The organism is Pseudomonas mosselii, from assembly GCF_019823065.1.
Lineage (GTDB): Bacteria > Pseudomonadota > Gammaproteobacteria > Pseudomonadales > Pseudomonadaceae > Aquipseudomonas > Aquipseudomonas mosselii.
The window spans coordinates 4,735,991-4,759,830 of record NZ_CP081966.1 but is presented as its reverse complement, the minus strand read 5'-3'; the positions used below and the strand labels follow the sequence as shown (position 1 = coordinate 4,759,830).

Genomic DNA, 23,840 nt, shown 5'->3' with positions numbered 1-23,840 from the left:
TATTTAACCCTTCAACGCCAAAATGCGTCTGGCACCGTTAAGTACAATGCCCCCCGCGATGGTGCCGATAATCAGATCCGGATAATTGGAACCGGTCCACGCGACCAGGGCGCCGGCGGTGATGACCCCCAGGTTGATCACCACGTCGTTGGCCGAGAATATCCAGCTTGCCTTCATGTGCGCCCCGCCTTCCCGATGTTTGGATATGAGCAGCAGACAACTGGTATTGGCAATCAATGCGACGAATGCGATAGCCATCATCACCAGCGATTCAGGCTCACTACCGAATACAAAGCGTCTCACCACCTCTACGAGCACGCCCACAGCCAAGATCAGTTGCAGTACACCAGCAAGATGCGCGGCACGTACCTGCATTTTCACGCTATGTCCAACCGCATAAAGGGCAAGCCCGTACACCGCCGCATCGGCAAAATTGTCCAGGGATTCTCCAATCAGGCCGGTGGACTGGGCGATCAGACCGGCAGTCATTTCCACCACGAACAGAAGTGCATTGATGCCGAGCAACCAGCGCAGGGTCCCGGATTCTTGCTTAGGGAATCTCCGAACAAGCCTTCAGTTATGCGAGAATCCCCGCAACACCTGATCCGAGCCGCCCATGAGCCAGATGAGCTTTTCCGACTTTGAGTACGCCGGCAAGCGCAAGCAAACCCGCCGAGAGCGCTTCCTCGCCGAAATGGATCAGGTGGTGCCCTGGGCAGGCCTGCTGGAGCTGATCGAACCGTTCTACCCCAAGGCCGGCGGCGGTAGAAAACCCTATCCTCTGGAAACCATGCTGCGCATCCATCTGTTGCAGAACTGGTTCTCCCTGAGCGACCCGGCCATGGAAGAAGCGCTCTACGAAATCACGCCCATGCGCCAGTTCGCACGCCTGACGCTGAGCGCGCCAATCCCCGAAGACACCACGATCATGAACTTCCGGCACTTGCTGGAGAAGCATCAGCTCGCACCGGCAATCCTTGCGGTCATCAATGGTTATCTGCAGGAAAAAGGCCTGTCGCTGCGCCAAGGCACCATCGTCGATGCCACCATTATTCATGCCCCCCGCTCGACCAAAAATAAAGAAGGCAAGCGTGATCCCGAGATGCACCAGACCAAGAAAGGCGGTCAGTATTTCTTCGGGATGAAGGCGCACATCGGTGCCGATGTCGAGTCCGGCCTGGTGCATCACGTCCATGGCACCGCTGCCAATGTGGCCGATGTCACGCAGGTGGCTGAACTGCTGCATGGCGAAGAAAACGCCGTGTATGCAGATGCCGGTTACACCGGTGTCGAAAGGCGCGAAGAGCATGAAAATCGGGGGGTGATCTGGCAGATTGCAGCGCGTCGCAGCACCTATTCCAAGCTGAACCAGCGCAGCGTACTGTACAAAGCCAAGCGCAAGATCGAGTTCTGCAAGGCTCAGACACGGGCCAAGGTCGAGCATCCGTTTCGCGTGATCAAGCGGCAGTTTGGTTACGTGAAAGTACGTTTTCGTGGGCTGATGAAAAACACGGCTCAGTTGACCACGCTGTTCGCCCTGGCAAACCTGTGGAGGGTTCGAAAACAGCTCATGGGTATGGGTGAGGTTCGCGTTTAACACGGAGAACCGGTCGAAAAAGCTCTCCGTACATGATTTTTCGGTCACTTTTCGTCCAATGACGCTGTAGGTGCCTGGAAAATTGCAACTTGCCGCGGCTGCACGACAAGTTGATCGGAGCATCCTTAGCAGAAGCTGCCGAAAACTCGGCGGCCTTGATGGTCTCCGGATTTGCAGCGACGGTTTCCTGAAGCGAGGCGCCTAGCCCCAAGGTCTTCAGTTTCGAGGTGACGGGCTCGACCTCGCCGTCATGCACGACCTTCAGCCGGCGGTTCGACAAGTCGAAGGACAGCGCCCGAATCTCCTCAAAGCCGTTCAGGGCTAGGCGAATCATTCGTTCTTCTGATGGACAGTCCATCTTCGGCACGGCATAAACACTGACCCATCTCCCTGGCGCCTCGGAGGAGGCCTGTATATCGGTATCCGCTGCGGACGTTGCATCACCGCCACAGGCGCCACCACAGGATTTGCTCATGATACGACTCCACTTGAACAATGTTGTGGTACCATTTAAAACTATAAAGCTACTATAAGGTCAATAGAGTAAAGAATCCGTTGGGGAGGAGGCTGATGCGCATTGGTCAGTTGGCGCAGTTGGTAGGGGTCGAAACACAGACGATCCGCTTCTATGAACAGCAGGGCTTGTTGCCGCCGCCTGATCGGCAGGACAACGGTTACCGTGTCTATACCGAGAAGCATGGTGAGGGGCTGGCTTTCATCCGTCGCTGCAGAATCCTGGGCCTGTCACTGGCTGAGATTCACGAACTACAGAGCTATCAGGACGACCCTCATCAGCCTTGTACCGCCGTCAACGCCTTGCTCGATGATCACATCTCTCATGTGCGGTCGCAGATAACCGCTCTGCAAGCGCTTGAGAAACAACTCGTTTCACTGAGAGCGAGTTGCAACGATGACCGGGAAGTTGAGGCGTGTGGGGTTCTTGCTGGAATTAGCGAAGGAAACATGCACCAGCAGTAGGTGAAGCATCAACCAGATAATCCGATGAGATGCCGGTCTGTCTCACTCTCATGCAAAGGTAAGATCAACCATTTAATCCGCTTACCCGTAATTACATCTAGTGCAACCTGCAAGTCGCGTTCTGCGCGCTGCCTAACAGCCGGGCCTGCATCCTCAATTTTTATCAGCTCTCGCTGTTGAATGTAGATGTCCTGCCAAGTGCTGGCGAAGACTTCATCGATCACCGAATTTTTGCACCCTGGACACCGTGTGGCTTCGTATAGACCAGCACCTCCGCAGCCCCGCTCTGTGGCGATGCACCAGCCGTGTCCAGTCGCACGAATGTTGGCATGTGGGGCGGTCTGGGCAAGCAAAGCAGCTCTATCCTTGATTGGAATTGCCCGCAATTCCACAATCTTTTCGCCAGCGCCCCCTGCCAGTGGCTGATCATCGAGCCATGATTCGATCAGGTCAATTTTAAACTCTGTCATCTGCTGGAAGATCTCATCAAAGAGAGTCAGGTCTTGCTGCGGATTGGATGCATAGAGTTGGGTCATACTCATGCTGCTGTGTTTGAACTGCCATTTGAGGTAGATCAATGAAGTGCGGCCCATACGGGATTCTACAAAGCATCTTGCATATGTTCGCCTGCATTGATGCGTCCTCAACGGCCAATCGCTTCCAGCGGCTTTAGCTATACGGTCAAACGCAGCATTGGATGCTTGCCCGCTGAGAGCCTCAACATGATGGCTTTCCTGAACTTTCCCTCCTTGTGTGTTTCGTCCCAAAAATAGTTTATTCGCGTCTTTTCGGGCTTTTTCGAGCCTAAGGAGATGTTCAGTTGAATACGAAAAATCCCGATTGCTTGCAAGCTGTCTAATCTCTTCATCCAGCTCTTTTCTGATGGGTGCTGAATATTTTGCCAAAAGACTTAAAGCTTCAATCGTTAGTTCTGGCACAAGATATTCGACTTGGCCTTTACCTGTCTTGTGCTCGACTGTGGTCACCCAGCAAAAATTAATTCCATTTCTTAACTCTTTGCGCCAAGCGCCAACCTCAATTCCAATTGCCTCGTCATTGCGCATGCCGCTAGTGATTGAAACTATATACAGAACAGCATCTCTGCAACGAATTGCCATCCGTTCATCACTAGGATGATATCCAATACCATTGACTGCCAATTCGGCCTTCATCTCCCGGACAATGCTTTCGCAATAGTTGAAAATCCTAGATTGTTCATCATGAGGAATGATATCTGTTCGCCCGACGTTTTTAGTGGCAGCACCCAACCCTTTTACATTCGCGACCCCACAAATCCGCCACAATGTCGAATTACCCCAAGGATAACTCTGAATGGGAAACATCGTGTCGACAGAAAACACCCAAAGAAAATCAATAACCCGTAATCGCCCATACAGCGGGAGAGGCCTTAACTTCAATTCATATTTGCAATGATGAACGTAATTGCTGACATGGATCGGACGGACATCTGCAAAGCTTGAAACTCCTAGATTGTTTAACCAGCGAACAAAAGGCATCACGCTGACGACGGCGAAAGTAGTAATGCCCCGTGCGATAGGAGGTTTGGATCTAGGCATTCCTCTTTTAAACCAAGCATAAGCAACAGCTTTGCAGTCATCAATAAGCGCCCGAGGCATGCCCATATCCCAGTTGATGAATTTATAAGAATGAGCAATATTGGCCTGATCAAAAAACGGGCGAAGATCCCACTGTGCATCGCCAAACCTGCTAAGAACGAAGGTTTCTCCATCTTCATTAACGATAGCGCTGATCACGATTGCATCCCGCTCTGCGGGACTTAGACCATTCGCTGAAACTGGCTGTGCGATGAGGACATCATATGCCTTTAACACCGCATTCGTGGTTCTTATGCTCAAATTTCGCCGCCCAATTTTTTCTTCATGAACTCGATTTTTTTAGCCCAGAACAAGTGCGGAGATGACTCAGCCTGAGCCCTTGCTTGCGAAACCAATGCAAGATCAAACTTCTGGGTGAAATCATCTATCAATCGAATATAGTCAAACTGACGCTTGCGCCATGCGCCCCACTCGTCCGTGAGAAAGTATTCGACTTCTGCATACAAGAATTGTTGGTAGCTGAACAGCCGGTATAAGTCCTCCAAGGTGCCTACAATTGCATAGCTAGGGCAACCGAGGCAGTGGATGAATTCAGAACAATGATTGACGCCATCCTTTGGTGCCAGACTACCGTAAAGGCTATCTTTGCAGCCGCCTGGTGGGGTTGGTATAACGTTTATGCCACGTAGTTTGTCCGGAAAAGCCTCCCCAACAAATGTCGCCCCGTCGACCTTGATCTCATCGTTGATTTTCAAATAGTGATTATCGGCGACACCAGGGGTATGACCCATAACGGAGGAAACTTCTATAATGTCGCCACCGCTCAGTTTCCACAAACGGCTTTCCATAGTCTTTCGCAGCCGACTAAGCGTGACATTTAGCCGATTGCCTTGATCATCCTGAAGCGCATGACGCTCACAAATGCTTTTTGCCGTGACATATAAAGCACCGGGTGTAAGGGTAACGATGTCGTTCGAGCGGCCAGGCTGGCCCGAGCGATATAACCACACACATGAAGATATTTCATCAGGTGCCAGTGCTACGAGTGGCTTAGAAATCTCCAGCGCCTTATTGAGGACTGCCACCCCATCCAGGGGAATAGCACTGTACTCATCTAGCAGATTAGTCTGACGGATTGTTTTGCTCTGTGCGCCTTTACCTCGACGTTTGACGGTAGTAATCAACCTGAGATTAGGAATAAATGGGTGAGGCTGTAGGGCATCCCTTTTCATCTCCAAGAGCGGCGTAGTATTGATTCCAGACCTTGCCGCAGTAATTAGTAGCAATACAGCCATCGCCTCCGCGCCATTTCCAAGGAATGTACCCTTATGGATGGCAATAAGATCTGACTTCAAAGCGCCAATCAGCCTTTGCATTTCACCCAAGGTGAGCGGATCTGCATCTTTAGTGCTCTGCGAATTATTAGGAAATGGATTGAGGGGCAAAAGATCGTCAAGATTAACTTCAATAAATCCATATTCAGCCAAAACAACAACTAACGACTTGAAGCTAGTATAGTAATTCTTGGCTGTCGAGCCGTTAGGGTATTTTAGCCTCAGCCAAGAGACGTATCGATCCAAGTGGCTTTTGGTAAGACTGTTTGGCGTTGCAGGTGGCGACTTGACCGAACCTCCACTCAAGAAATTTATAAAAAATCTCAGCCCGTTCGTAGAGTAACCAATCAAGGTCGTCACTGAGAAGTTTCCTCCTTGTAGCAAAGCTTTGATAACGTGAAGACTTTGAATTGCCCAAGCGTCGAAGCCCAAGCCTAAATATTTCGTATGATCGAGTTGCCTGTGGTTTCTCGGGTTTCTCGGCAGGTCAATCTTGATATCATCTTCGACAGCCTCGAATCCTTTTGTAACCGACCGCATAACCGCCTTGTAGCTTTTTTGCCGAGCCAATGGTGCTACCTCAAATACGCGAAACCGAATCAGTCATAAACATCATGTCAATTTCGTCCTCGTGAGCAAGGACGGATTGGGCTTCAAGCTGGTTTATGAGATGCAAATAGATCATAGTTGTTTGCACATCTGAATGCCCCAGCCTATCTCGGACATACAACAATGGCTCACCTTCAAACTCTTTGCTTTTTCGAAGAGCAAGCAAGGTATAAGTCCCATAGGTGTGGCGTAGCATGTGGGCCCGAACATAGAAACCGCACTTTCTTTCATAGGACTTCATAACGTCCACTACGGAATCTTTTGAATAATGCCTGCCTTCATTAGTCAGCAGCAGCGCGGTAACACGTCCATCACCATTGGACTTACGAACCTCTCGTTGGTGAAGGGAGTAAGACCACATGCTCTCCATCAACGACCATGGCACGTCGATAGTTCTAGGCCGGTCGTACTTGATATGCATGTCTGAAGGATCAAGAGCAACACTGATCATTTGCCTTGGGCGCAGTCCCTTCTTCAACCTGGGGTTGAACACATATTTGAGAGGAAAAGACCTCGCTTCACAGGAGCGAAGGCCGGTACGCACCATGAGGTGGAACAATATCTGGTGGCTTGGATCGGTATCCAGGGCAAGGCATACCTTGACTTGATCCTTGGTCAGGAATTTGGTCAAGCGCTTTCGGTCGCGAACCATCACCGAAACTTTCGTGCTCTCGGCTCCGGGCAGAGCGATATGACTGAGAAGACCGGAATGTTGGGCAACTCTTACCCTTTTCTCACCGAAGGGCAGCACAGTTATCAGGTTGCGCTGCTTAGCCCATCGGTAGAACCTCACGATCAAGGCCAGACGATTGTTCACCGTGCCGGGATCAAGTGCTAATTCTCCGCTCGACCAATCCCTGTACCTCGACAGAGCACTCAGACCGTGAGCCGGGCTTTCCTCGTCCCAGCCCAATCCATTGGCTTCCAGGAAGGCAAAGTAATCGTACAGACGCCGTCCATAGGCTTCCCAAGTCAAATCGCTTAGGGCCTCACCTGACTCGATAAGCGTGTGCCAAAGGAAGGATTGAGCTGGCTCGACTGGCCATCCCTCTGACCCAATCAGCAACGGAAAGCCTTCAAAGGATCGACCTGCTAATGCTAGGTCTTTTGTTGCGAATACCAGCCTCATGCCGCTGCCCTAAAACACTTCCAATGGATTGCCTTATGAAGCCTGGAAACTGCTGTTCCAGAGGGGTTCAGAAGGTGGCGCGGACTCTACAGGATTTACTAACGATTCCCACCCCTCAGATCGTTGTTGCTCAGCACCACGATGGGCGTCTTGGCCAGATCCGGCCGGAACACGCGCTCGCAGCTCGCATAGAACGAGTTGCAGTCGATCAGCGCGAACACCTGGTGGTCACTGGGCATGATCGCGCACGCTGTAGCGAACCACACCCCAGATGACCAGGTCGTCGCCTTCCATAACGTGGCGCGGGGGGTAGGCTGGATTCTCCGATTGCAGCACCAGCACGCCGTCGCGACGATAAAGGCGTTTGCAGACGGGCTCGGTGTTGATCGCGGCGATCACGATATCGCCGTGCTCGGCCTCCCTACTGCGGTCTACGATGAGAAGATCGCCCGAGAAGATCCCGGCGCCCTGCATGCTGTCGCCCTCCACCTGCACCAGATACACGTGAGGTGCACGCAGGTCGAACAGCTCGTCGAGGGAGATGTGACGCTCCAGGTGATCCGCCGCTGGCGAAGGGAACCCGGCCGGCACACGGAAGGAGTACACCGGCAGCAGCATAAGGCCGCCCGTCGGCGCGCCCAGGAAGGTGATGGTCATGGCAGATCAACTCAAAAGGATATCTGTATATTTATACAGTAAACTGTCAGAGCGTTCCTACGTCAATGCGCGGATGCCTGGCAGCCGACAAACGAGCGAGGTGGGTATGTGTGGGAGGTACTCGATCTACGAGAGCATGGACGACTACCTGCGGCAGTTGGCCCTCGATCTGGTGGTCATCAACGGATATGACCATGAGCGGATCAACCGTTACAACGTGGCGCCTTCTACTCGCGTGGAGGTGATAAGGCCCGCCCCGGGAGGACTGAACGTCGATCGGGTGAAGTGGGGATGGTCGCCTTTCTGGGCGAAGGGGAAGAGGGTCGACCCGATCAATGCGCGGGCCGAGACGGTGATGACAGGGAAGTTCTTCAAGTCGCTTTGGCCGAATGGCCGAGCCTTGGCGCCGGCCAATGGGTGGTTCGAGTGGATACCCGATGTTGCAGATCCGAAGCGCAAGCAGCCTTACTACATCCAAGCGGCGGACGGTAGGTCATTGTTTTTCGCGGCGTTGGCCGAGGTTCATCCAGGGCTGGAACCAGATGAACGCAGTGGCTTCGTCATCGTGACTGCTGCGGCTGATGAAGGTTTGGTGGATATCCATGATCGTAAGCCGTTAGTGCTTACTCCTGAGCTTGCCCGAGAATGGATTGATCCAGGCATAACAACTGAACGGCTGGCAGAAATAGTCCAAACAGGCTGCCGGCATAGTACCGACTTTCAATGGTTCCCAGTGAGCAAACAGGTCGGGAATGTTCGCAATCAGGGGCCGGAGCTGATAAAACCGGTTTAACCGTTTTGGGTAAAGTCGGACAAAATACACATATCTGTAAATATGCAAGGTGATCGATTGAAAATAAAGGTTGGTAGGGTCCGCGATTACTTGGTTGCCACACTGGAAAATACCCAGGCTCACGCAAATGAAGCCCCTGAGCTCATGCATTTGATTGCTGAGATGGATGATATTTTTCACGATGAGATTTTCTCTATTCCGCTCTCACAAGAGCCGACAGCAAACTTGCTTATGATAAATGCATATACCATGCTTCTGGCTGGGATTAGAGAGGCCTTGTCTGGGCATGTTGTTTGCGTTTTTCCAATAGTTAGAGCTGCGTTAGAGTCTGCCTGTTACGCTTATCTCATAGCAAATGACGCTACCAAGGCTGATGTTTGGCTTGAAAGACATTCGTCGGATAATGCTGTAAAGAGGTGTCGGAATGTATTTACTGCTAAAAAAGCTGTGGATATTTTAAAGTGCAGTGATCCGGTGATGGCCGATTATGTCTGGGGGTATTACGAGGCCTCAATAGATTTTGGTGCGCACCCTAACACCAAGTCTGTGATTGGTCATCTGTCTGACTCCGGGTCGGTTGGAGAAGGTTTGCATGGGTTTGAGCTTACTAGCGTGTACGGAGAAAATAGCTGGCAAGTCAACCACGCCTTGTTTGTCTGCGTTGAGGCAGGGCAGGCCATCGCGTATTTAATAGCGGCCTCAATCGCAAATCACCCTTTGATTCACGAGCGTAGTACAGTATTCCAAGGCTGGGTAGATGCCAAAAATCGGATGGTTGAGGAGCTAACTGGTGAAGCTTGCGATCGCAGTACGCCAGTCTATTCTTCCGTTAGCCCGCCGCTTTGACTACATCGAAGAGGTTGCTATGCTGAATATAAGTGAGAATGCATTCAGGGATTATATATTCAATAACCATAGAGAAGATTTTTCCTCTTTGATTGCAGGGCGGAGGGAGCCGGTGGAGTGGTACGGCGAAGAATTTCCACCGCTTCATTTCTTGCTACGCCGAAAGGTTGAACGTGCCATAAATGAAATTCTGGATCAGCTGGAAGAATTGGTCTTAACGGCTAAGGAGCTACGGCTTGAAAAAAATGGTCCTCATCCGACTCGCGTGGATCTTTTTGGGTGCTCAGAGTCTACGGGCATCACTATCATCGAGTTGAAAAAGTCGCAGCAAACCGAACGCCAAGCTTTTACTGAACTCTTAGCCTATGCAAATCACTTCTGCTCGATATTTCCTGGAGTTAACGAGACGGCAATCACCACTGTGTTGGTTGCGCCGATGGAGACCAGAACGGTAAAGGATGCATACGTTCAAGAGCTATTGCTGAATAAGAAGAACATTGTATCTCTTATTCCTTCTTGTCAGGATGGGCGCTATTGTCTTAATGTATTTTACCCTGATGAGAATTACTACAAATGGTTCGAGAATAACGTATTCAATGATCACTCCATGACCTGTGTGACCATGTCGTTTCCGCTGATTAAAGGCTGGATAGACTCTGAATATAGCGAGCCTCCGCAGTACGCAAAAGATGCGCTGAATCAAATAAGCAACTCTATTGCGCAGGTTTTAGAGTCCAAAGGGTTCCATTCTATAGTTTATGCCTCTCAGAAGTGGAGCGAGATCGCGGGTCTATTCCCCTATCCTAATATGATTGTTGTGGCGGCAATGAATCCATTTTCTTCGGTGAGAACGTATGCTGAGGATGATGAGATAGGGGGAAGATCTGCACCCGGGAGGCTGACTGAAGTTCAGTTAATTTATAACCAGCTAACCAAAGACGGTCAGCGCTTTAACTGGCTTGAGACGATGGAAAGTGACTTTACCGGTCGTTTGATTCGAGCCGTCCGCGATCAGCTGGAGTTCTGCCTTCTGAATGATTCGCGATCAATACATGTCGAAACTGGACTGCCGGATTGGTATGGGTTCAAGACGAGTATGGTGGATGCGGTATTTACACACAATTTGGAGGCGCATACTACTGGGCTCTTGAGGGAAGTGTATACTGAATATGTTTGTTATCTATATGAAACTGGCCAACAAGAAGTGATGTTTGGTTATCAGATGTTAACTCCGTTTCTCGCAGTGTGGGAGATTTGTCGTGGCTTCGGTTACGAATCGGAGTAATAGCATTCAGGGAAAAAGGCCACCGATTGGTGGCCCTTTTTTCATGTAGCTATAAGCTGTCTAGCAAGAGCCATTTCAACAGAGTCCCCATCCTGGTTCAGTGAGTCGAGCCCGGATTCCGGTACATCGCCCGAAGTGCTCTGCGCCACCGCGATCTTCTTGGCCATCAGTTGCAGGCAGGTAATCTGCGAGCTGCCGGCGTAGCCGAAGAAAATCACGCGGACCGGATGTTTCTGCCCAATCCTCCACGACCGCCGCGCGGCTTGCTGTAGGGTGTACACGTTGTACCCCGTCTGCAGGAACGCGATGGTTGGGAAGTCCAGCAGGTCCAGCCCGGTCTTGACCAGCTCCGGGTTGGTGAGCAGCACGTCGATACCGCGGTCGACCTGGTCGAGGATCCAGTCCTCGCGCCGAGCCGTTTCAACCGTGGCCCGCAGTACCGCAACGCGCAGACCGGCCTGCTCGAGGACCTTCTTCAGCCTGGACGTGGTGTCGCGCGTCCCGCTGTAGACGGTGTATGCAAGGACCTTGCGGCCTTTCGCTTTCTCCTCGAGGCATAGGTTCAGCAGCGCCTGCTCCTTGGGCATCAGTTCATCGTCGCCGAAGAGCGCCGGCACAAAGGCTAGCGTGTCTCGGGTGCGAGGATGTTTGACCATCTCCGATCGGAAGCAGCAATCCGGCCAGGCCAACAGCACATTGAGCACCACTCCCAGAAGGGTGGTGTCTCTCCGGGCCAGAGCCTGGCGGAGTTCAGCTGTCAACGTGGCCGCCAAGCGCAGGTAGGCCGAGGCCTGCTCCGGCGCCATGGGCACGTCGATGAATTCCTCCTGGTAGCTGGGCAGCACATTGCCGCCGATATCCTTGAGTTTCAGGAACACGGTGAATGGCAGCACGAACCGGTGGATGCCTTTAGGGCCGAAGCCTGGGGCCTTCACGGTGCGTACCGACAGCTTCTTGCCCTTGGCGGTCTTGTGCGAATCGCCATCGCGCTCGGTGTAGATGTCCTTGAGCACGCCGTGATCGCGCATGAACGACATGGCTGCAGGCGCCATGCTGCCGCGTGCGTTGGGTCGGTAGCCGTCCTCGATCATGCGCTGGGTGAGGATGCGGAACAGGAGGTAGAACAGGTCGTCGGCGTAGCCCCCCATCAAGGTCCCGGTGAGGAGCAAGGTTTTACGCGCCTTCGCGGCCAACACTCCCATGGCCTGGCCTTGGGCCGAGCCGCTGTTCTTGTACTCATGCCCCTCGTCGACAACCAGCAGGTCGAAGAAGCCATCGGGTAAGTAGCGCTTGATGAACTCTGTCGGCTGGTAGCCGCCTTCGCCGAATCCGAACTCGATGTTGGCCATCGCCCGCTCCATGCGTTTGGCCTGGCGGTCGCTGAAGACGAAGTTGCCTTTCGCGTCCATCAAGTTGATGAACTCTGAGACGTTGTCCACCAGCATCGAGGCCAGAAAGTCCTCGCCGAAGTCGTTCAGCAGCCGGTCCGCCCGGACCGGGCCGATCGTCGGTATCCGGCACATCGACTTCAGGATCGTCGAGCGTCGGTCCCCACCATCGGCTTTGCCTGGGCGCATAAGCGTCCAGAGGGCAGCGTTGCAGGCCGTGCAGTTGCGACGGCGATCACCGCGCTCGAATTCGTCCACGGTGACCAGGTTGCCCTCCAGGTCCTCGAGGACCTGGCCACAATCTGGACATGCTGCCAGCAGCTGGCCACCTGCAGTACGCCGTTTCCAGCAGGCGAGTCGCCAGTGGAAACCCATCCGCATCCTGACTCGGCCGAGAATGAAGAACTCCGGCCGGCCGTCGTAGGTTTGCCCCGACTGGTCACGCAGCTTGAGCAGCTTGACCAGCGTGTCCGGGCCGTTGAGTACCCAGACGCGGGCGTCTGGCGTGGTTTCCAGGATCTCACGTCGCCACTTGTAGACCAGGTGGGGCGGTGAGATGACGAGTGTCCGACGGTAGCCTGATGCATGCATCACTGCAGCGACAGCGATGGCCATCATCGTCTTCCCGGTACCCATCTCGGCGTTGATGATCGCGGCTTGCTCGTTGCGATCGAGCAGTAGCGCCGCAATAGCTTGGACAACCTCAGCTTGCGCCACGAATGGCGTTCGCTTGAGGTTCGCCATCACGGCCTGCCGCTGTTCGTTAATGCTGCCGGTGTAGACCGGAGGGTTGGAGCGGTTGAGTGATTCCAAGAGCTCGTCGCCGAACTCGTCGATGAAATCGGTCAGGTTGATATTCAGGGGGGAGTTGGCCGAGGCGGCCGCCTGGGTCAGTGCGTTCATGTGCATCTCCTGCAGGGAAAACAGGGCATGCACAAACCCAGACGGGTATGGACATACCCTGTGGGTTGGTGTGGGGTGGGGAGCTGTTGTGGCGCTGGTCAGTAGTCGCTGGGAAGTAGCAGGGTAGTGGAGCTGCGGTCGGCTTCGGTGATGATCCAGAGCCTGGACTCGTCGCCGGCGTCGATGTCGTAGCTTGAGAACAAACGGTCTCCATGGGTAAGCGCGAGCTGATTGGAGGATCGATCGTCATCGCATAGCTCACCCCAGTCGCCAGCAAGATGGCGTTTCAGCGCGGGAGTAGGGTTGAGCTGCCCGGTTTCGACCAGATGGCTGACAGCAGCGGTCATCATGATCTGCCCCGGGTTGAACAGCGGCGTTGCAACTGACTGGTCGGTTGCAGGCGTTTCGTCGTTGCTCGCCGGTGAGGAACTGATGATCAGCACCTGGCCGTGGTTCACCGAGGAAGGTGTCATTTCCCAGGCGCGGATGATCGGAATGAACCGGTCGGTGAGGATCCTGACTTCTGAGACGTTACCCTTCTCGTCCTCAGTGAATTCGGTCTTGCGCACCTTGTCCTTGTAGGTATCACCCTTCACGACCAAGGTCCGCCCCGACTTCGAACGTACAACACCGGAGATTGCGCCGGCGGCCAGGGCCAGTGCGAGGTGCCAGCGTGAAAGCTCGCGGACAGGGGCTCGGGGTTGAAGCCCGGTTTTCCCGAAGTGCAAGTTGAAGTCTGGCCAGAGGCCCCGCAACCGCAGGATCTCGGAGGCGAATTGCTCCGGCTCCAGGGTAATGCGGTAGAAGTGCTCCAGCTCGCTAGCAGCTGACGGGACGAGGTACGGCTCCCATGTCCAGTTGGCTGGGATCTCCTCAGCTTGCTCCTGGCCGGCGCCGATCGCCTGCAGGCGAGACCTCACCTGGTTGGTGGAAACCCGGGCCAGGTCCTGCCGACGTACACGGATGCCGAAGATCACCACCTGTTTGAAGGTGGGGTCTGCAGCACCGTATACACGCATTTCGGTGAAGTGGTTGCTCAGCCATCCAGTGAACTCGTCGTCCAGCACGTAGTGAGGAACGATGAGCACCATGACGCCGCCGTACTGCAGAAGCGGGAGGCAGCGTTGATAAAAAGCTTTCTCCAAGCGCCGGCGGCCGCTGCCTTGGTACTGGGATGCACCGGAGTGATCCGCGACCAGGTCACCGTAGGGTGGGTTGAGCCAGAGCAAGCCGAACGACTGGCGGCTGATCAAGGTGTCGAAGAGGTCGCTGTGCAGCACCCGATCGAGCAGGCCACGCGCGTGATCCGCGCGTTCGCGATCGTACTCGACGGCGAATGCTTGGACCTGGTCGCGGCCCAGGAGGTGAGCTGCTTCAGCAAGGGCAACACCCTCGCCGGCGCAGGGGTCGCAGATCCTCATCCTGCCCGAGGTGGCGGGAGTGAGCGCCTGCAGCGTGCGTTCGAGCGTGATCTCATCGGTGGGGTAGTAGCCGTTGCGGGCAAAGTTGCGCGCCAGGCGCGGAAACATAAGGGCCATAAGCGTTCCTTGAGTCATAGGTGAGCCCAGGCCTACGCCTGAGCTTCGATAGTGAGTTCGCCGCGACGGATCAGCTCTCCGAGGGAGGGCTCGAGCACGTCGAGCTGAAGAGCGAGCCGCCAGGCGCAGACGTTGCCGATCGCCCCGGGTAGGGCAGTCAGCATGCGGTGCTGGGTGAGGACTTCCATCACGGGCTCGTGCCAGTGGGGGAGAAGGGGAAGCGGGCAGGTCTCGATCACCAGTGGCCAAAGCCGTTGGTGAGGGGCTTCATTGCGCTCCAGGAGGGCAAAAGCGAAGTGATTGGCTTGGTCGGGCACCGAAGCGCGCCGATCGAACAGCCAGAGGTGCAACATGCTGCCGAATAGGGTGCCGCGGAATTGCCGTGTGGTGCGCTTTTCCAGTAGGTCATGGTTAGGGAAAACGGGAATGCTCCGCCCGTCGACGAGAATGTGGAACTGCTCGATGCCATTCTCTTCTCGGCCAAGTGTGAGCCTGGCCAGAAACTCCTGCAGTGCGGTGTCACGACCCCAGGCCGACATGAACACCAGGTTGCGTTGCTCGTCGCACACACAGGCGTCGACGTACAGGTCCGGGCATTCTTCGATCTGGAACAAGGGGGATGGGTGCATGATGGCCTCCGTAGTGGAGGCGTCCGTCCCAGAGGGCGGAAGCCCCCCGGGGTGGTCTGGTGGTTAGTTGAAGGTCCTGGTGTCTGGATCGAACACCACGGGTTTCTCATTGTGCAGTGGCCCGTGACCAGCAAGGAAAATCTGGATGCGATACTGGTCACGCAGGCGGATAGCGGCCTCCGCCTGGTCCAGTGTGAGCTCCAACTCCTCGATGAACAGGTCGACGAGCTCCTCGTCAGTCGACACCTCGTTGTTGGACAGCTGGTCCTCGATGTTCGCGAGGGTTTGTTTGCTCAAGTTGCTGAAGATGGCGTTCATGGTGGTGCTCCAGGTAGAGAATGGAGCCCCCCGAGGAGGCCCCTCAGGGTGCGTGGTTCAGGTTGACCACGGCAGTGGTGTGGCAGGGCGCTTTAAAGCGAGGCCCTGGTCCAGGTTTGAGTTTTGAAGTCCATGGTGAAACCGAGCTGGTCCAGTCGGGTGCATTGGGCGCGAAGCCGTTGTCGGTCAACGGTAGTGTCGAGCCTCACGGTTTCGCCCAGTGGCCACACCGTGCCAAACAGCTCGGCATCGATGTCGTTCGTGCTTGGCGGTGCCGTTGGACTCATCCCGAAGGGCTCATCCGAGGCGAAGGCATCAGTTTGGGGCCGTCGCGCCGGTGTATTTGGAGTCCGACGTGGCGGTATCGGTGTGGATGGTGGCCCGTCCTCTTCAAGAGGGTCAGGGACGTTTGTTGGCAGGTGTTCTTCGTCCTCGCGACTGAGACCTGTGACATCCTCCAGGGTCATGCCCTCAAGTTCAGCCCTGATCTCAACAACGAGTCGACCGCCGTGCGAGTAGTACGAAGGTCGAATCTGCTTGATTGCGAAGTCACCTCGGTATTTACCCTCCTGGTACTGATCCAGGAGAGCATCCTTGATGGTGAACTCACCGATCGAGGTACTGAGGCGGCCGACGTTGAAGAGCCCGAGTCGACCGGAGATGGTGCGGATGGCCAACTGGCCGGTGATGGAGATCATGTGCGCTCCCCGTAAGGCATGGGGAACACCAGCGGGTGCTCCCCGCGAGGTGGAAGGTGATCAGTAGTCGAACAGAGGCAGACCGTAGAGAACGTTGCTGTTGGGGTCGATGACCAGGAACCTCACTTCAGCCTGAGCGGCAAGGGTGAGCACTTGGATGGTCTCCTCGCTGAAACCCTCGGCGGCTTGCAGAGCTTGAAGTGTCGACAGGTCGTACCCCCAGTGCTGTCCCAGATGTTGGTCGGTCCAGGGCGTACTGAGAAGTTTGAAGCCGATGGCGTCACTGTCGGGCAGGGTGAAGCACTCGAAATGAAGCAGAGCTGTATCAGCAGTTTCTACGAGTGCCTGCAGCTCCTCCCAGTCCTCCTCGGGCAAGTGTGCCGAGGCGATCTCGAACGCTTGGCTGTAGCAAGGATGAGGTACAGGGTGATCGCCGGTAGCGATGTGGAATGGGTTGGGTGATTGTGCCATGTGGCGTGCTCCTGGTTGAGAGAAGCCACCCCAGAGGGTGACCCCTCTGGGTGAGTAAAAATGGCTGTGTCAGGCGGGGTCTGCAGCGTGCTGCAGCTGGATCTGGATGTAGGATGGCTCGTCCTCGGGGGTCACGATTTGCAACATGAGGGCGACCCAGTCACGGTCGCGGCCGGTGTGGCGCTTCGTGTACACACCGAAGGACAGAGCACTGGCCTGAGGCTGCTGCTTGAGCTCTTGCCACGCCGCCTGGACGACAGTGGCGAGGCGTTGGCTCATCTCGGCCACCCGCATGGGGTTTTCGAGATAGACCGCCCGCATCCAAGCCGGGTTGTCCAAGACTACAGGAAGGGTGAGGTATGCCTCGGATGAGGCGGGGGAAAACGACATATGAGGTCTCCAAATAAAGCGAGGCCTCGTCCGCGAGGATGAGATCCCCGCAGGTAGGTAATGTAGAAGGCACTCCATCACTGGGTGATGCGATCGCGCTGCCGAGTGCTCGGCGATCTTGGGTGGGTTGGCGCAACGCGCTGGAGCCTTAAACCCTGGCTCCGGGAGGCACTGTCAACGACAGTGAACCAATACGGAATTCGTTTCCCGGACTGTAGGCTGAGGCCTCACAGTTGCCAGGTGTCTGCTTTGAAAGTCCCCCCGAAGGGATACCCTTCGGGGTGGAGGACTGGTGATACAGGGTGGGTCAGATCATGTCTTCGTAGATCTCTTCCCAGAGGTTGGAACTAGCTTCCTGTACAGCGCGGTAGTGCTCATCATCGAGCTGGAAGCCTTGCCGTTCTGCCTCACGTTTGAACAACTGGTCGTGAGGAAAGGTGAGAGCTGCATACTGATCGCGCAGCGTAGTGAGCAGGCTCATCTCGTACAGTTCGAAGTGTTGGCCACAGCGATCCAGGGCGAGGTTCGAGCTAGCTTTGATTGAGTCCGCGAACCGCCGCTCAAGCACGTCTACGCGGATGAAGGCCCCGGCAACTCGTTTCTCGAAGGGATTGGTGATGAACATGACGCCATTGAAGACTTGGGTGGCTTCAGACATGGTGATTCTCCGATGAGGGGGTCACCAACCCGCTCGGGTGATGTACCCGATAAGGTTTATAAGAGCGCAGCCGAAGGATGTCTGGTTGTTACAGCACGATGGCATACGTCGCATCGATTGGTACGTAGAGGAGTTCGAAATTTCGCTCGAAGTTCAGCAGAGGCATGATGTCTCTCCATTGAGGATCATCAGCCAGATCGGGTGATGTTCCCGATACGGTTAAGTGAAATGCTACAGATCATTCGGATCCATAAGACCCTGTATGACCCTGATAAGGCATGTATTAACCCGAAGATCCTTGGGAGTTATCTCGCCTCGGGCATAGGCCATGTCAGCTAGATGGTATTCACGGCCGCTGAGTTGCGCATAGACATCAACAAGACGATATCTGTCATTTGACAGTTCATCATCCGTGATTGACCAGGATGAGGCGAAGTGAGGAAGCAGCTTGGCGTAATCGCACCACTGCATGTTCGTGTAGTCTGGGATTCGCACCCCGTTATCATCGATCTCACAGCCCAGATGCGCGAATGAGGTCGAGTAGTACAGCCTAGGTTTCTGACCCTGGTTACGCAGCTCCTGAATATCTGAGCGCGCGGTAGCGAAGTCAGGGAAGCACTGCTGAATATCTCCAGCGACAGTGATGCAGTAGGGCATGGCGAAGTCCTTTGTGAGGAAAAACGCCTCCCGAAGGGGATCGTCGTCCCCTATTGGGTAGGAATCAGGTTAGTGATCAGTGGGGGAGCGCAGTCGGGACTGTGCTGGCTTTGCGGTTGAGCACGTTAATCGCGAAACCGCTCAGCCCAATGAAAGCGCAGGCACCGAAAACAATGTCGCCGAGGATTACAGCGGCGACCAGGATTAGAAGGTTCAACGCGAACAGGATTTTCATGACTGCCTCCTTGGCAGAATATGAAGGCGCTGAAATCAGCGCCTTGATAGGGGTTATGCAGCCTGGTTGGCTTCCTTGGGAAGATCATTACCGAGGACAGGGTCGAGTTGCTCACCGAATTGGTCGGCGACTGGCTGTCCCTGATTCACGGGTTGCTCAGGTTGTTCCTGATTCAACGTTTGATCAACACCAGGTTGTCCCTGATTGTCAGTGGGCGGGGTGGCATTTTTCGGCTTCGCTTCGTAAACCAGCTTGCCGTCAACTTTGATCCAGCCGATGAAGAGCAGACGGCCTTTGAGGCTTGCGCCGGCCTGGCCCTTCTTGTCGCCTTTATCATAGGTGAAAGCGTCAGCCCAGATGTCGCCGATTCGGAAGGAGACGAGCACCTTCTTTTTGGCTTCAACGGCCTGCTGGCAGCGTTTAACCAGCGATTCTGCCTCAGCACCGACAACGTTGCAGTCGATGTAGGAATACTCGGCTTTATCAGTCGCGCCGTGCAAAGCTGCAACGGTGACACAGGTGAAGGGCTTGCCCTTGCGGGGGCTTACTTCACGGATACGGTTGAGGTAGCCGATGCCAGTGGTGTGCAGGTCGAAGAATTTGGCTTCGTTGGATTGGTTGCTCATGGTGATTCTCCAGTTTCAATAGCGAAAGCGGAGAAACACTTCGCCCATGGGGGAAAGTATTCCCCGCGTGGGTTGGGATGTAGCAAGTTGGGTGGGCTTCCATCAATCTCTCGATTGATCAATCGCGCTTCCGGAAGCTTGGCGATTTTGGGGAGATCAACACCGCAGTGGGTGTAGCAGTCTTTCAGATCATGACTGCTCGGGCTTGGGTTACTGACGACGTCAGCAGCTCACGGTCACAAGGATGGAAACGGAGAAACACATTGTCAAGCCCTGAAAGAAAAAAACCCTCCAGGTGGAGGGTTAAGTAGGGAAAATCGATGATCAATGTGCTCGAAGAATCTTCTGGCACCGGCGTTTGATATTAGGCCAATCGGCCCAAACTGCCATGCCGACGCAGATGACGAGCAGGGCGGTGAACATGAGGATGCCGAATGTGGTTTGGCTCATGTCATTCCTCCGGGGTGAGGTAAATGCCTGTGATCCAGATTACAACACCTACCACGAGGGCGAAAGCGGTCAGGAGACGGCTAGTGCTGAGGAAGATACCTACGAGGGCGGCGGCAACGGCCGTCGTTCCGATCTTGCGAAGGTCGTCTGCCACAGCGGCACGTTTTTTTGAAACCATGGCGTTCCTTTGATCGCCAGGCCCTCACCTTGCCAGGTGGGGTGCCTGGCACTGGGTGAGGTTGGAGGGAGTTAGATCGCAACTGGAGCTATGAGGTCGTTCAGCGGGCCCATACGCAGCTCTGATGCTTTGGGTTTGCTCGGCTTGCGCTGACGGGTACGGCGCTTGGTCGGTGGTACCGCTTTGGTGTTGTTTTCGAACCACTGGTTCAGATCAACACCGCGGCGTGCGAGGGTTGGAATGCGGCAAAGCTCATCCCAGTCGCTGCGGGTGGGTGCTATGTTCGCGAGTTGTACAACAGGCCGAACATGTGCTGGGACTACTGGGGCTGGACGTTTCATGGCGCGCAGGAACTCACGGGTGAGGGTGCCGAGCGCGTAGCCAAAACGGAAGCCGATGGAGGGTGCGGACATTGCGGTCATGGTGTTTCTCCTGCGGTTAAAAAATGCGGAGAAAACACTGTCCCTAACGGGGAAATGTATTCCCCGCTGGGTTTGCGGAAGGAGCTTCTATCGACGGAGGTCGACCGGTCGTGCTACCAGAAGCTAAACGACCTTGGGCTGGTGGATCACACAGACTTCGTGCTGCAGCATTACGGATCCGAGCTGCATGGGGCATGTTGCTGACGACGTCAGCAGATCACGGCTTAATAATCGGAGCGGGGAAGGGTTGTGTCAAGCGGAGGGGGAAAGGGGGGAGAGATGGAGGGAGAAGTCCGGCTGGATCAGCCCTTGAAAGGTGACCCAGCCGTGGTTGAAAAAAAAAGTTGAAGGAGCCACCTGTGTCGGAATCGTCGATCCCTGGGCATTGATCGTTTCGACTCTCATCACCTGGCCATTCTCGTGGCTTTGGCCAGCAAACATGAGGCACGCATCCGCGCACAAAAGGAGCCCGGCTTATCGCCGGCGGGCCACCGGCAAAGGAGAGAGTACCCATTGGGTAGCCTCATGGACCTTCGACAAGTCCATCAGGCTACCCAAGGGGAAGGAAAGAGGAGGGGCCACATTACCAATGTGGCCCTTGGATCAAAGAAGCACCGAACCTCTTGAAACTCTATGTGCCTGTGAACTCGATCATCACGAGTTAGACGGCTGCGCGACTAGAGAGAGCAGGGAGACACAGGGAGAGCTTTCAACCAGATCCGCACGCCCTTCCCGGAGCTATAGCGTGCTTACGGTTTGGTGTTGAGGCGAACCACAACACCTGGGCGCTACTGATGACCGTCAGTAGCCAGCGGGGTTGAACCAAAACTGATGTCATTATGGGTTGTACCATGGCCGGGATGCAAGGCTCGTAGGCTTTTTCGCGAGGCGTCAACTGTCAATAGACCGCAACGACTGCCCCCTCTGGGACGGGCGCTGGAACGGCTATGGCCATGTTACCCACCTTCGGTGAGAACAACTGGCCAGACCTCTTCACACCAACGGTGGCGGACTCAGTGCGCTCGGTCAGTGCAGCCGGCAGGCCGGCAGGAACCGTTCCCGCGATGTAGGTGTAGGACACACCACTCACGATGTATGTGGCGATCCCGCTTTGCTTGGTGTACCAGCTTGGAAGGTTCAGGGATGAGTCCGTCGGTGCTCCAGTGAACCCAGGGTTGGTCCGGGCATACTCTGCTGCGGCCGAGCGGTAGATCAACATACTCCGGCTGAGGGCATCGATCGTGGCCTGCTCAGTCACGGCCTCATCGGTGTGCTGCACCTGAGTGAAGATGCCTCCTGCCACGATCAGCAGGGTCATAGCGATCCAGTAGATGTACATGAGGAAATCCTGGGGGATGAGCGTTGTGGACTATAGTCCGCTGACGATTATAGTCAACAACCCGAAAATTCTGACCTTTGATCTCGTGATCTCGGGTTGGACTTTTGGAATTACAACCAGACTCTTCGAAAAAGCACAATCATGCATTCGGCATGGTGCTGGCCGAGCTGCGCACTGCTCGGGGCATCTCGCAAGAAAAGCTGAGCTTCGAAGCTGGTGTAGATAGGTCGTACATCAGTCTGCTTGAGCGTGGCCACAAATCTCCAACCCTGGATACCGTTTTCAACCTTTGCTGCGCATTGGAAATCCAATTCGACCAGCTGGCCAGGCTGCTGCAGGCCAAACTGGAAGAGTTGAATGACCCAGGACATGACGCTCGCTGAAGGCCTGACCCTTTATCGACAGAAAGTCTCCGTACTAAAGAAAGGCTTTGTACAAGAGAGTTACCGTATCTCAAGTCTGCTTAAGTCGAAGTATGCCGACAAGAACATGCGTGATTTTCGAAGCCCTGATATCGCTAGTCTCCGCGACGAGCGTCTCTTGCAGACCAACCCTAAAACGGGTTTACCCATATCACCATCTACGGTGCGCCTGGAAATGTCGCTGCTGTCGAACGTGTTCGACATTGGCCGGATCGAGTGGGGGGTGTGCGAGTCGAACCCGGTCTCGAACGTACGCAAACCGAAAGCAGCACCTGGCCGAGATCGGCGACTAACTGCCCGCGAGGAGCGCCAGATCATGCGTTATTGCCATGCGCATCCCACACCAGACCTCTATGTCCTGGTTGTGCTGGCGATCGAGACAGCTATGCGCCAGGGGGAACTGTTGAAGCTTGAGTGGGAGCACATCAGCCTACAGCGGCGAATTGCGCACCTCCCCGATACCAAGAACGGATCGAAGAGGGATGTGCCCCTGAGCCTCAAAGCTCGTGATGCGTTGATCCAGCTCGGGGCACGGACGAAGGGCAAGGTGTTTGGCTATACCGCTAATGGGTTGAAGTCGGCCTGGCGCATCATGCTGCAACGGCTGGACATCAAGGACCTTCATTTCCACGACCTCCGGCATGAAGCCTGCTCGCGCCTCTTCGAGCTCGGCACACTCGACATTATGGAAATTGCTGCGATCAGTGGTCACAAGAGCCTGGCGATGTTGAAGAGGTACACCCACTTGAAAGCGTCCCGATTGGTGAAAAAGCTTGAGGGGAACAAGCACCGTGGCCAGCAGGTGATCATCAATCACCTGGTGCCGTATCCTGCTGTCGTTTCGGAAACACCCAGCGGCGTCACCGTGCGGGTGCTCGACTTCGATGGTGTACAAGGCGCTGGGGGTACTGCAGAGTTGGCAAAGCGAGTGGCGGAAGATGCGCTGCTACGTCATCTGATGGTGTCGTTAAGGGACAAGGAGCCTATTCCAGCTCCTGATCAGTATCTGGAGCAGGTTAACGAGGGCGAAATAATCATGCTCGACCCGTTGAGCCAGAATTGCCCCTCAGATGGGGCTCACACTTTTTTGCGGTGATTAGGTGATGTCTTGAGATTGCCCAGGCCTTGTGGATTGGGCATCTTGGGGAAATCCTATTGCCAATCCGGTGCTTGGAAAGCAGTGTCGGCAAGGTTTGGGGGAGCATATACAGGAGTTGGGTCAATGACCGAATCAGGATGTGGTATTGCCAACCCCCAAACAGGTGCATGTAGTTGTCCGTTGGGATTTTCCTCAAACCTCACAGGTTTCAGTTACGCAGGTGCAACTCCATACTATTGGTATCACGTTTGCCAAAAGTAACCATCTTGCCAATCCGGGGTGTGGAAATCGGGCGGTTCTGCAGATGGTGTAGGTTCTGGCTTTATGACTGGGATAACCGGGCAGTACGTGAATAGATTTACCGGTGGATATAGCTGCCCGACGGGACTGGCTCCAAACCTGATCCGAGGTGTCCAGATAGGTGGCTGTAATCCATGCCTAACTTACTCTTGCAGCAAGCCTTAACAGGTTTGCCAATCCGGGGTGTGGGCTGGCAGTGGTGATAGAAAACTTAAACACGAAGTTAGTCCAGCAAACACCTGGTATGCCGCCAACCAAGTTTGCGGTTCCAAGGGTGAGAAATGGCATTTGGCAAGCCTGTCGGAAATGCACAT

At 54.8% G+C, this 23,840-nt stretch carries 26 protein-coding genes and 3 pseudogenes; 7 read left to right on the top strand and 22 right to left on the bottom strand.

Going from position 1 to position 23,840, the window contains the following annotated elements:
* Positions 1 to 3: 3 nt before the first annotated feature.
* Positions 4 to 552: pseudogene (locus K5H97_RS22040) on the bottom strand (cation transporter); the annotation flags it as partial.
* Positions 553 to 616: 64 nt separating this feature from the next.
* Here K5H97_RS22040 and K5H97_RS22035 point away from each other — a divergent pair.
* Positions 617 to 1,597, top strand: coding sequence for an IS5-like element ISPa41 family transposase (locus K5H97_RS22035; protein WP_028692956.1), 981 nt, complete (start codon positions 617 to 619; stop codon positions 1,595 to 1,597).
* Between the two features lie 124 nt (positions 1,598 to 1,721).
* On the opposite strand, the pseudogene K5H97_RS22030 reads toward K5H97_RS22035, so the two are convergent.
* Positions 1,722 to 2,072 (bottom strand): annotated as a pseudogene (locus K5H97_RS22030) (cation transporter); the annotation flags it as partial.
* 95 nt (positions 2,073 to 2,167) lie between these two features.
* Here K5H97_RS22030 and cadR point away from each other — a divergent pair.
* The gene (cadR, locus tag K5H97_RS22025) at positions 2,168 to 2,575 is read left to right on the top strand and encodes a Cd(II)/Pb(II)-responsive transcriptional regulator (protein ID WP_004364961.1); all 408 of its coding nucleotides are present in this window, start codon (positions 2,168 to 2,170) and stop codon (positions 2,573 to 2,575) included.
* Between the two features lie 8 nt (positions 2,576 to 2,583).
* On the opposite strand, the gene K5H97_RS22020 is transcribed toward cadR, so the two are convergent.
* The 5 genes and pseudogenes from K5H97_RS22020 to K5H97_RS22000 all read right to left on the bottom strand — a co-directional run bounded on the left by K5H97_RS22020 (position 2,584) and on the right by K5H97_RS22000 (position 7,881).
* Entirely contained in the window at positions 2,584 to 4,350 is a 1,767-nt protein-coding gene (locus tag K5H97_RS22020) for a tyrosine-type recombinase/integrase (protein WP_248691168.1), read from the bottom strand.
* Positions 4,351 to 4,448: 98 nt separating this feature from the next.
* The gene (locus tag K5H97_RS22015) at positions 4,449 to 6,056 is read right to left on the bottom strand and encodes a hypothetical protein (protein WP_032904191.1); all 1,608 of its coding nucleotides are present in this window, start codon (positions 6,054 to 6,056) and stop codon (positions 4,449 to 4,451) included.
* A 10-nt stretch (positions 6,057 to 6,066) separates the two neighbouring features.
* Positions 6,067 to 7,224 (bottom strand): tyrosine-type recombinase/integrase, encoded by a 1,158-nt coding sequence (locus tag K5H97_RS22010; protein ID WP_028692960.1) that lies wholly within the window; start codon positions 7,222 to 7,224, stop codon positions 6,067 to 6,069.
* A 119-nt stretch (positions 7,225 to 7,343) separates the two neighbouring features.
* Positions 7,344 to 7,463 (bottom strand): annotated as a pseudogene (locus K5H97_RS22005) (Y-family DNA polymerase); the annotation flags it as partial.
* Positions 7,453 to 7,881, bottom strand: coding sequence for a LexA family protein (locus K5H97_RS22000; protein ID WP_028692961.1), 429 nt, complete (start codon positions 7,879 to 7,881; stop codon positions 7,453 to 7,455). The gene K5H97_RS22000 and the pseudogene K5H97_RS22005, both read right to left, overlap by 11 nt.
* Before the next feature lie 106 nt (positions 7,882 to 7,987).
* On the opposite strand from K5H97_RS22000, the gene K5H97_RS21995 reads away from it, so the two are divergent.
* The 3 genes from K5H97_RS21995 to K5H97_RS21985 are packed head-to-tail and all read left to right on the top strand — an operon-like array spanning position 7,988 to position 10,805.
* On the top strand, positions 7,988 to 8,674 hold the full coding sequence (locus tag K5H97_RS21995; protein ID WP_028692962.1) for an SOS response-associated peptidase family protein: 687 nt from the start codon (positions 7,988 to 7,990) through the stop codon (positions 8,672 to 8,674).
* A gap of 57 nt (positions 8,675 to 8,731) precedes the next feature.
* Positions 8,732 to 9,520: a hypothetical protein gene (locus tag K5H97_RS21990; protein WP_081011201.1), complete on the top strand. Its 789-nt coding sequence runs from the start codon at positions 8,732 to 8,734 to the stop codon at positions 9,518 to 9,520.
* Complete coding sequence (locus tag K5H97_RS21985) at positions 9,465 to 10,805, top strand: hypothetical protein (protein WP_028692963.1); 1,341 nt, start codon at positions 9,465 to 9,467, stop codon at positions 10,803 to 10,805. Before K5H97_RS21990 ends, K5H97_RS21985 begins: the two co-directional genes overlap by 56 nt.
* 41 nt (positions 10,806 to 10,846) lie before the next feature.
* On the opposite strand, the gene K5H97_RS21980 is transcribed toward K5H97_RS21985, so the two are convergent.
* From K5H97_RS21980 to pilM, 15 genes are all read right to left on the bottom strand, one after another.
* The gene (locus K5H97_RS21980) at positions 10,847 to 13,096 is read right to left on the bottom strand and encodes an SNF2-related protein (protein WP_028692964.1); all 2,250 of its coding nucleotides are present in this window, start codon (positions 13,094 to 13,096) and stop codon (positions 10,847 to 10,849) included.
* Between the two features lie 98 nt (positions 13,097 to 13,194).
* Entirely contained in the window at positions 13,195 to 14,634 is a 1,440-nt protein-coding gene (locus tag K5H97_RS21975) for a DUF6094 domain-containing protein (protein ID WP_023629560.1), read from the bottom strand.
* Between the two features lie 32 nt (positions 14,635 to 14,666).
* Entirely contained in the window at positions 14,667 to 15,263 is a 597-nt protein-coding gene (locus K5H97_RS21970; protein WP_023629561.1) for a hypothetical protein, read from the bottom strand.
* Between the two features lie 63 nt (positions 15,264 to 15,326).
* Positions 15,327 to 15,581 carry a hypothetical protein gene (locus tag K5H97_RS21965; protein ID WP_023629562.1) on the bottom strand — a complete coding sequence of 85 codons (255 nt, stop codon included), beginning with the start codon at positions 15,579 to 15,581 and terminating at the stop codon, positions 15,327 to 15,329.
* A 92-nt stretch (positions 15,582 to 15,673) separates the two neighbouring features.
* Positions 15,674 to 16,279: a DUF3275 family protein gene (locus tag K5H97_RS21960; RefSeq protein WP_023629563.1), complete on the bottom strand. Its 606-nt coding sequence runs from the start codon at positions 16,277 to 16,279 to the stop codon at positions 15,674 to 15,676.
* A gap of 60 nt (positions 16,280 to 16,339) precedes the next feature.
* Positions 16,340 to 16,750, bottom strand: a complete 411-nt coding sequence (locus K5H97_RS21955; protein WP_023629564.1) for a DUF5983 family protein — start codon at positions 16,748 to 16,750, stop codon at positions 16,340 to 16,342.
* A gap of 69 nt (positions 16,751 to 16,819) precedes the next feature.
* The gene (locus K5H97_RS21950; RefSeq protein WP_028692966.1) at positions 16,820 to 17,140 is read right to left on the bottom strand and encodes a hypothetical protein; all 321 of its coding nucleotides are present in this window, start codon (positions 17,138 to 17,140) and stop codon (positions 16,820 to 16,822) included.
* Between the two features lie 307 nt (positions 17,141 to 17,447).
* Positions 17,448 to 17,798, bottom strand: a complete 351-nt coding sequence (locus K5H97_RS21945; RefSeq protein ID WP_023629565.1) for a hypothetical protein — start codon at positions 17,796 to 17,798, stop codon at positions 17,448 to 17,450.
* 231 nt (positions 17,799 to 18,029) lie between these two features.
* The gene (locus tag K5H97_RS21940; protein WP_023629567.1) at positions 18,030 to 18,455 is read right to left on the bottom strand and encodes a hypothetical protein; all 426 of its coding nucleotides are present in this window, start codon (positions 18,453 to 18,455) and stop codon (positions 18,030 to 18,032) included.
* Positions 18,456 to 18,531: 76 nt separating this feature from the next.
* Complete coding sequence (locus K5H97_RS21935; RefSeq protein WP_023629568.1) at positions 18,532 to 18,690, bottom strand: hypothetical protein; 159 nt, start codon at positions 18,688 to 18,690, stop codon at positions 18,532 to 18,534.
* Between the two features lie 53 nt (positions 18,691 to 18,743).
* Complete coding sequence (locus tag K5H97_RS21930; RefSeq protein ID WP_028692967.1) at positions 18,744 to 19,316, bottom strand: STY4534 family ICE replication protein; 573 nt, start codon at positions 19,314 to 19,316, stop codon at positions 18,744 to 18,746.
* Between the two features lie 324 nt (positions 19,317 to 19,640).
* Positions 19,641 to 19,766 carry a hypothetical protein gene (locus K5H97_RS29790; protein WP_023629570.1) on the bottom strand — a complete coding sequence of 42 codons (126 nt, stop codon included), beginning with the start codon at positions 19,764 to 19,766 and terminating at the stop codon, positions 19,641 to 19,643.
* A 249-nt stretch (positions 19,767 to 20,015) separates the two neighbouring features.
* Positions 20,016 to 20,366 carry a hypothetical protein gene (locus K5H97_RS21925; protein WP_023629572.1) on the bottom strand — a complete coding sequence of 117 codons (351 nt, stop codon included), beginning with the start codon at positions 20,364 to 20,366 and terminating at the stop codon, positions 20,016 to 20,018.
* Positions 20,367 to 20,618: 252 nt separating this feature from the next.
* Complete coding sequence (locus K5H97_RS21920; protein WP_023629573.1) at positions 20,619 to 20,807, bottom strand: hypothetical protein; 189 nt, start codon at positions 20,805 to 20,807, stop codon at positions 20,619 to 20,621.
* 457 nt (positions 20,808 to 21,264) lie between these two features.
* Positions 21,265 to 21,705: a type IV pilus biogenesis protein PilM gene (gene pilM / locus K5H97_RS21915; RefSeq protein ID WP_023629574.1), complete on the bottom strand. Its 441-nt coding sequence runs from the start codon at positions 21,703 to 21,705 to the stop codon at positions 21,265 to 21,267.
* Between the two features lie 104 nt (positions 21,706 to 21,809).
* Here pilM and K5H97_RS21910 point away from each other — a divergent pair, with 104 nt between their 5' ends.
* Positions 21,810 to 22,088: a helix-turn-helix domain-containing protein gene (locus K5H97_RS21910; RefSeq protein WP_230852927.1), complete on the top strand. Its 279-nt coding sequence runs from the start codon at positions 21,810 to 21,812 to the stop codon at positions 22,086 to 22,088.
* Positions 22,063 to 23,223 carry a tyrosine-type recombinase/integrase gene (locus K5H97_RS21905; protein WP_028692968.1) on the top strand — a complete coding sequence of 387 codons (1,161 nt, stop codon included), beginning with the start codon at positions 22,063 to 22,065 and terminating at the stop codon, positions 23,221 to 23,223. The genes K5H97_RS21910 and K5H97_RS21905 overlap by 26 nt, the downstream gene beginning before the upstream one ends.
* Positions 23,224 to 23,840 lie beyond the last annotated feature (617 nt).

Coding starts and splice junctions, on each gene's coding strand:
- K5H97_RS22000 (WP_028692961.1), bottom strand. CDS start 7,881: ATGACCATCACCTTCCTGGGCGCGCCGACGGGCGGCCTTATGCTGCTG.
- K5H97_RS29790 (WP_023629570.1), bottom strand. CDS start 19,766: ATGAGCCAAACCACATTCGGCATCCTCATGTTCACCGCCCTGCTCGTC.
- K5H97_RS21945 (WP_023629565.1), bottom strand. CDS start 17,798: ATGTCTGAAGCCACCCAAGTCTTCAATGGCGTCATGTTCATCACCAAT.
- K5H97_RS21905 (WP_028692968.1), top strand. CDS start 22,063: ATGACCCAGGACATGACGCTCGCTGAAGGCCTGACCCTTTATCGACAG.
- K5H97_RS22035 (WP_028692956.1), top strand. CDS start 617: ATGAGCCAGATGAGCTTTTCCGACTTTGAGTACGCCGGCAAGCGCAAG.
- K5H97_RS22010 (WP_028692960.1), bottom strand. CDS start 7,224: ATGAGGCTGGTATTCGCAACAAAAGACCTAGCATTAGCAGGTCGATCC.
- K5H97_RS21975 (WP_023629560.1), bottom strand. CDS start 14,634: ATGGCCCTTATGTTTCCGCGCCTGGCGCGCAACTTTGCCCGCAACGGC.
- K5H97_RS21935 (WP_023629568.1), bottom strand. CDS start 18,690: ATGAAAATCCTGTTCGCGTTGAACCTTCTAATCCTGGTCGCCGCTGTA.
- K5H97_RS21920 (WP_023629573.1), bottom strand. CDS start 20,807: ATGTTTGCTGGCCAAAGCCACGAGAATGGCCAGGTGATGAGAGTCGAA.
- pilM (WP_023629574.1), bottom strand. CDS start 21,705: ATGTACATCTACTGGATCGCTATGACCCTGCTGATCGTGGCAGGAGGC.
- K5H97_RS21965 (WP_023629562.1), bottom strand. CDS start 15,581: ATGAACGCCATCTTCAGCAACTTGAGCAAACAAACCCTCGCGAACATC.
- K5H97_RS21925 (WP_023629572.1), bottom strand. CDS start 20,366: ATGACCGCAATGTCCGCACCCTCCATCGGCTTCCGTTTTGGCTACGCG.
- K5H97_RS21955 (WP_023629564.1), bottom strand. CDS start 16,750: ATGGCACAATCACCCAACCCATTCCACATCGCTACCGGCGATCACCCT.
- K5H97_RS21980 (WP_028692964.1), bottom strand. CDS start 13,096: ATGAACGCACTGACCCAGGCGGCCGCCTCGGCCAACTCCCCCCTGAAT.
- K5H97_RS21970 (WP_023629561.1), bottom strand. CDS start 15,263: ATGCACCCATCCCCCTTGTTCCAGATCGAAGAATGCCCGGACCTGTAC.
- K5H97_RS21930 (WP_028692967.1), bottom strand. CDS start 19,316: ATGAGCAACCAATCCAACGAAGCCAAATTCTTCGACCTGCACACCACT.
- cadR (WP_004364961.1), top strand. CDS start 2,168: ATGCGCATTGGTCAGTTGGCGCAGTTGGTAGGGGTCGAAACACAGACG.
- K5H97_RS21940 (WP_023629567.1), bottom strand. CDS start 18,455: ATGCCCTACTGCATCACTGTCGCTGGAGATATTCAGCAGTGCTTCCCT.
- K5H97_RS21950 (WP_028692966.1), bottom strand. CDS start 17,140: ATGTCGTTTTCCCCCGCCTCATCCGAGGCATACCTCACCCTTCCTGTA.
- K5H97_RS21960 (WP_023629563.1), bottom strand. CDS start 16,279: ATGATCTCCATCACCGGCCAGTTGGCCATCCGCACCATCTCCGGTCGA.
- K5H97_RS21995 (WP_028692962.1), top strand. CDS start 7,988: ATGTGTGGGAGGTACTCGATCTACGAGAGCATGGACGACTACCTGCGG.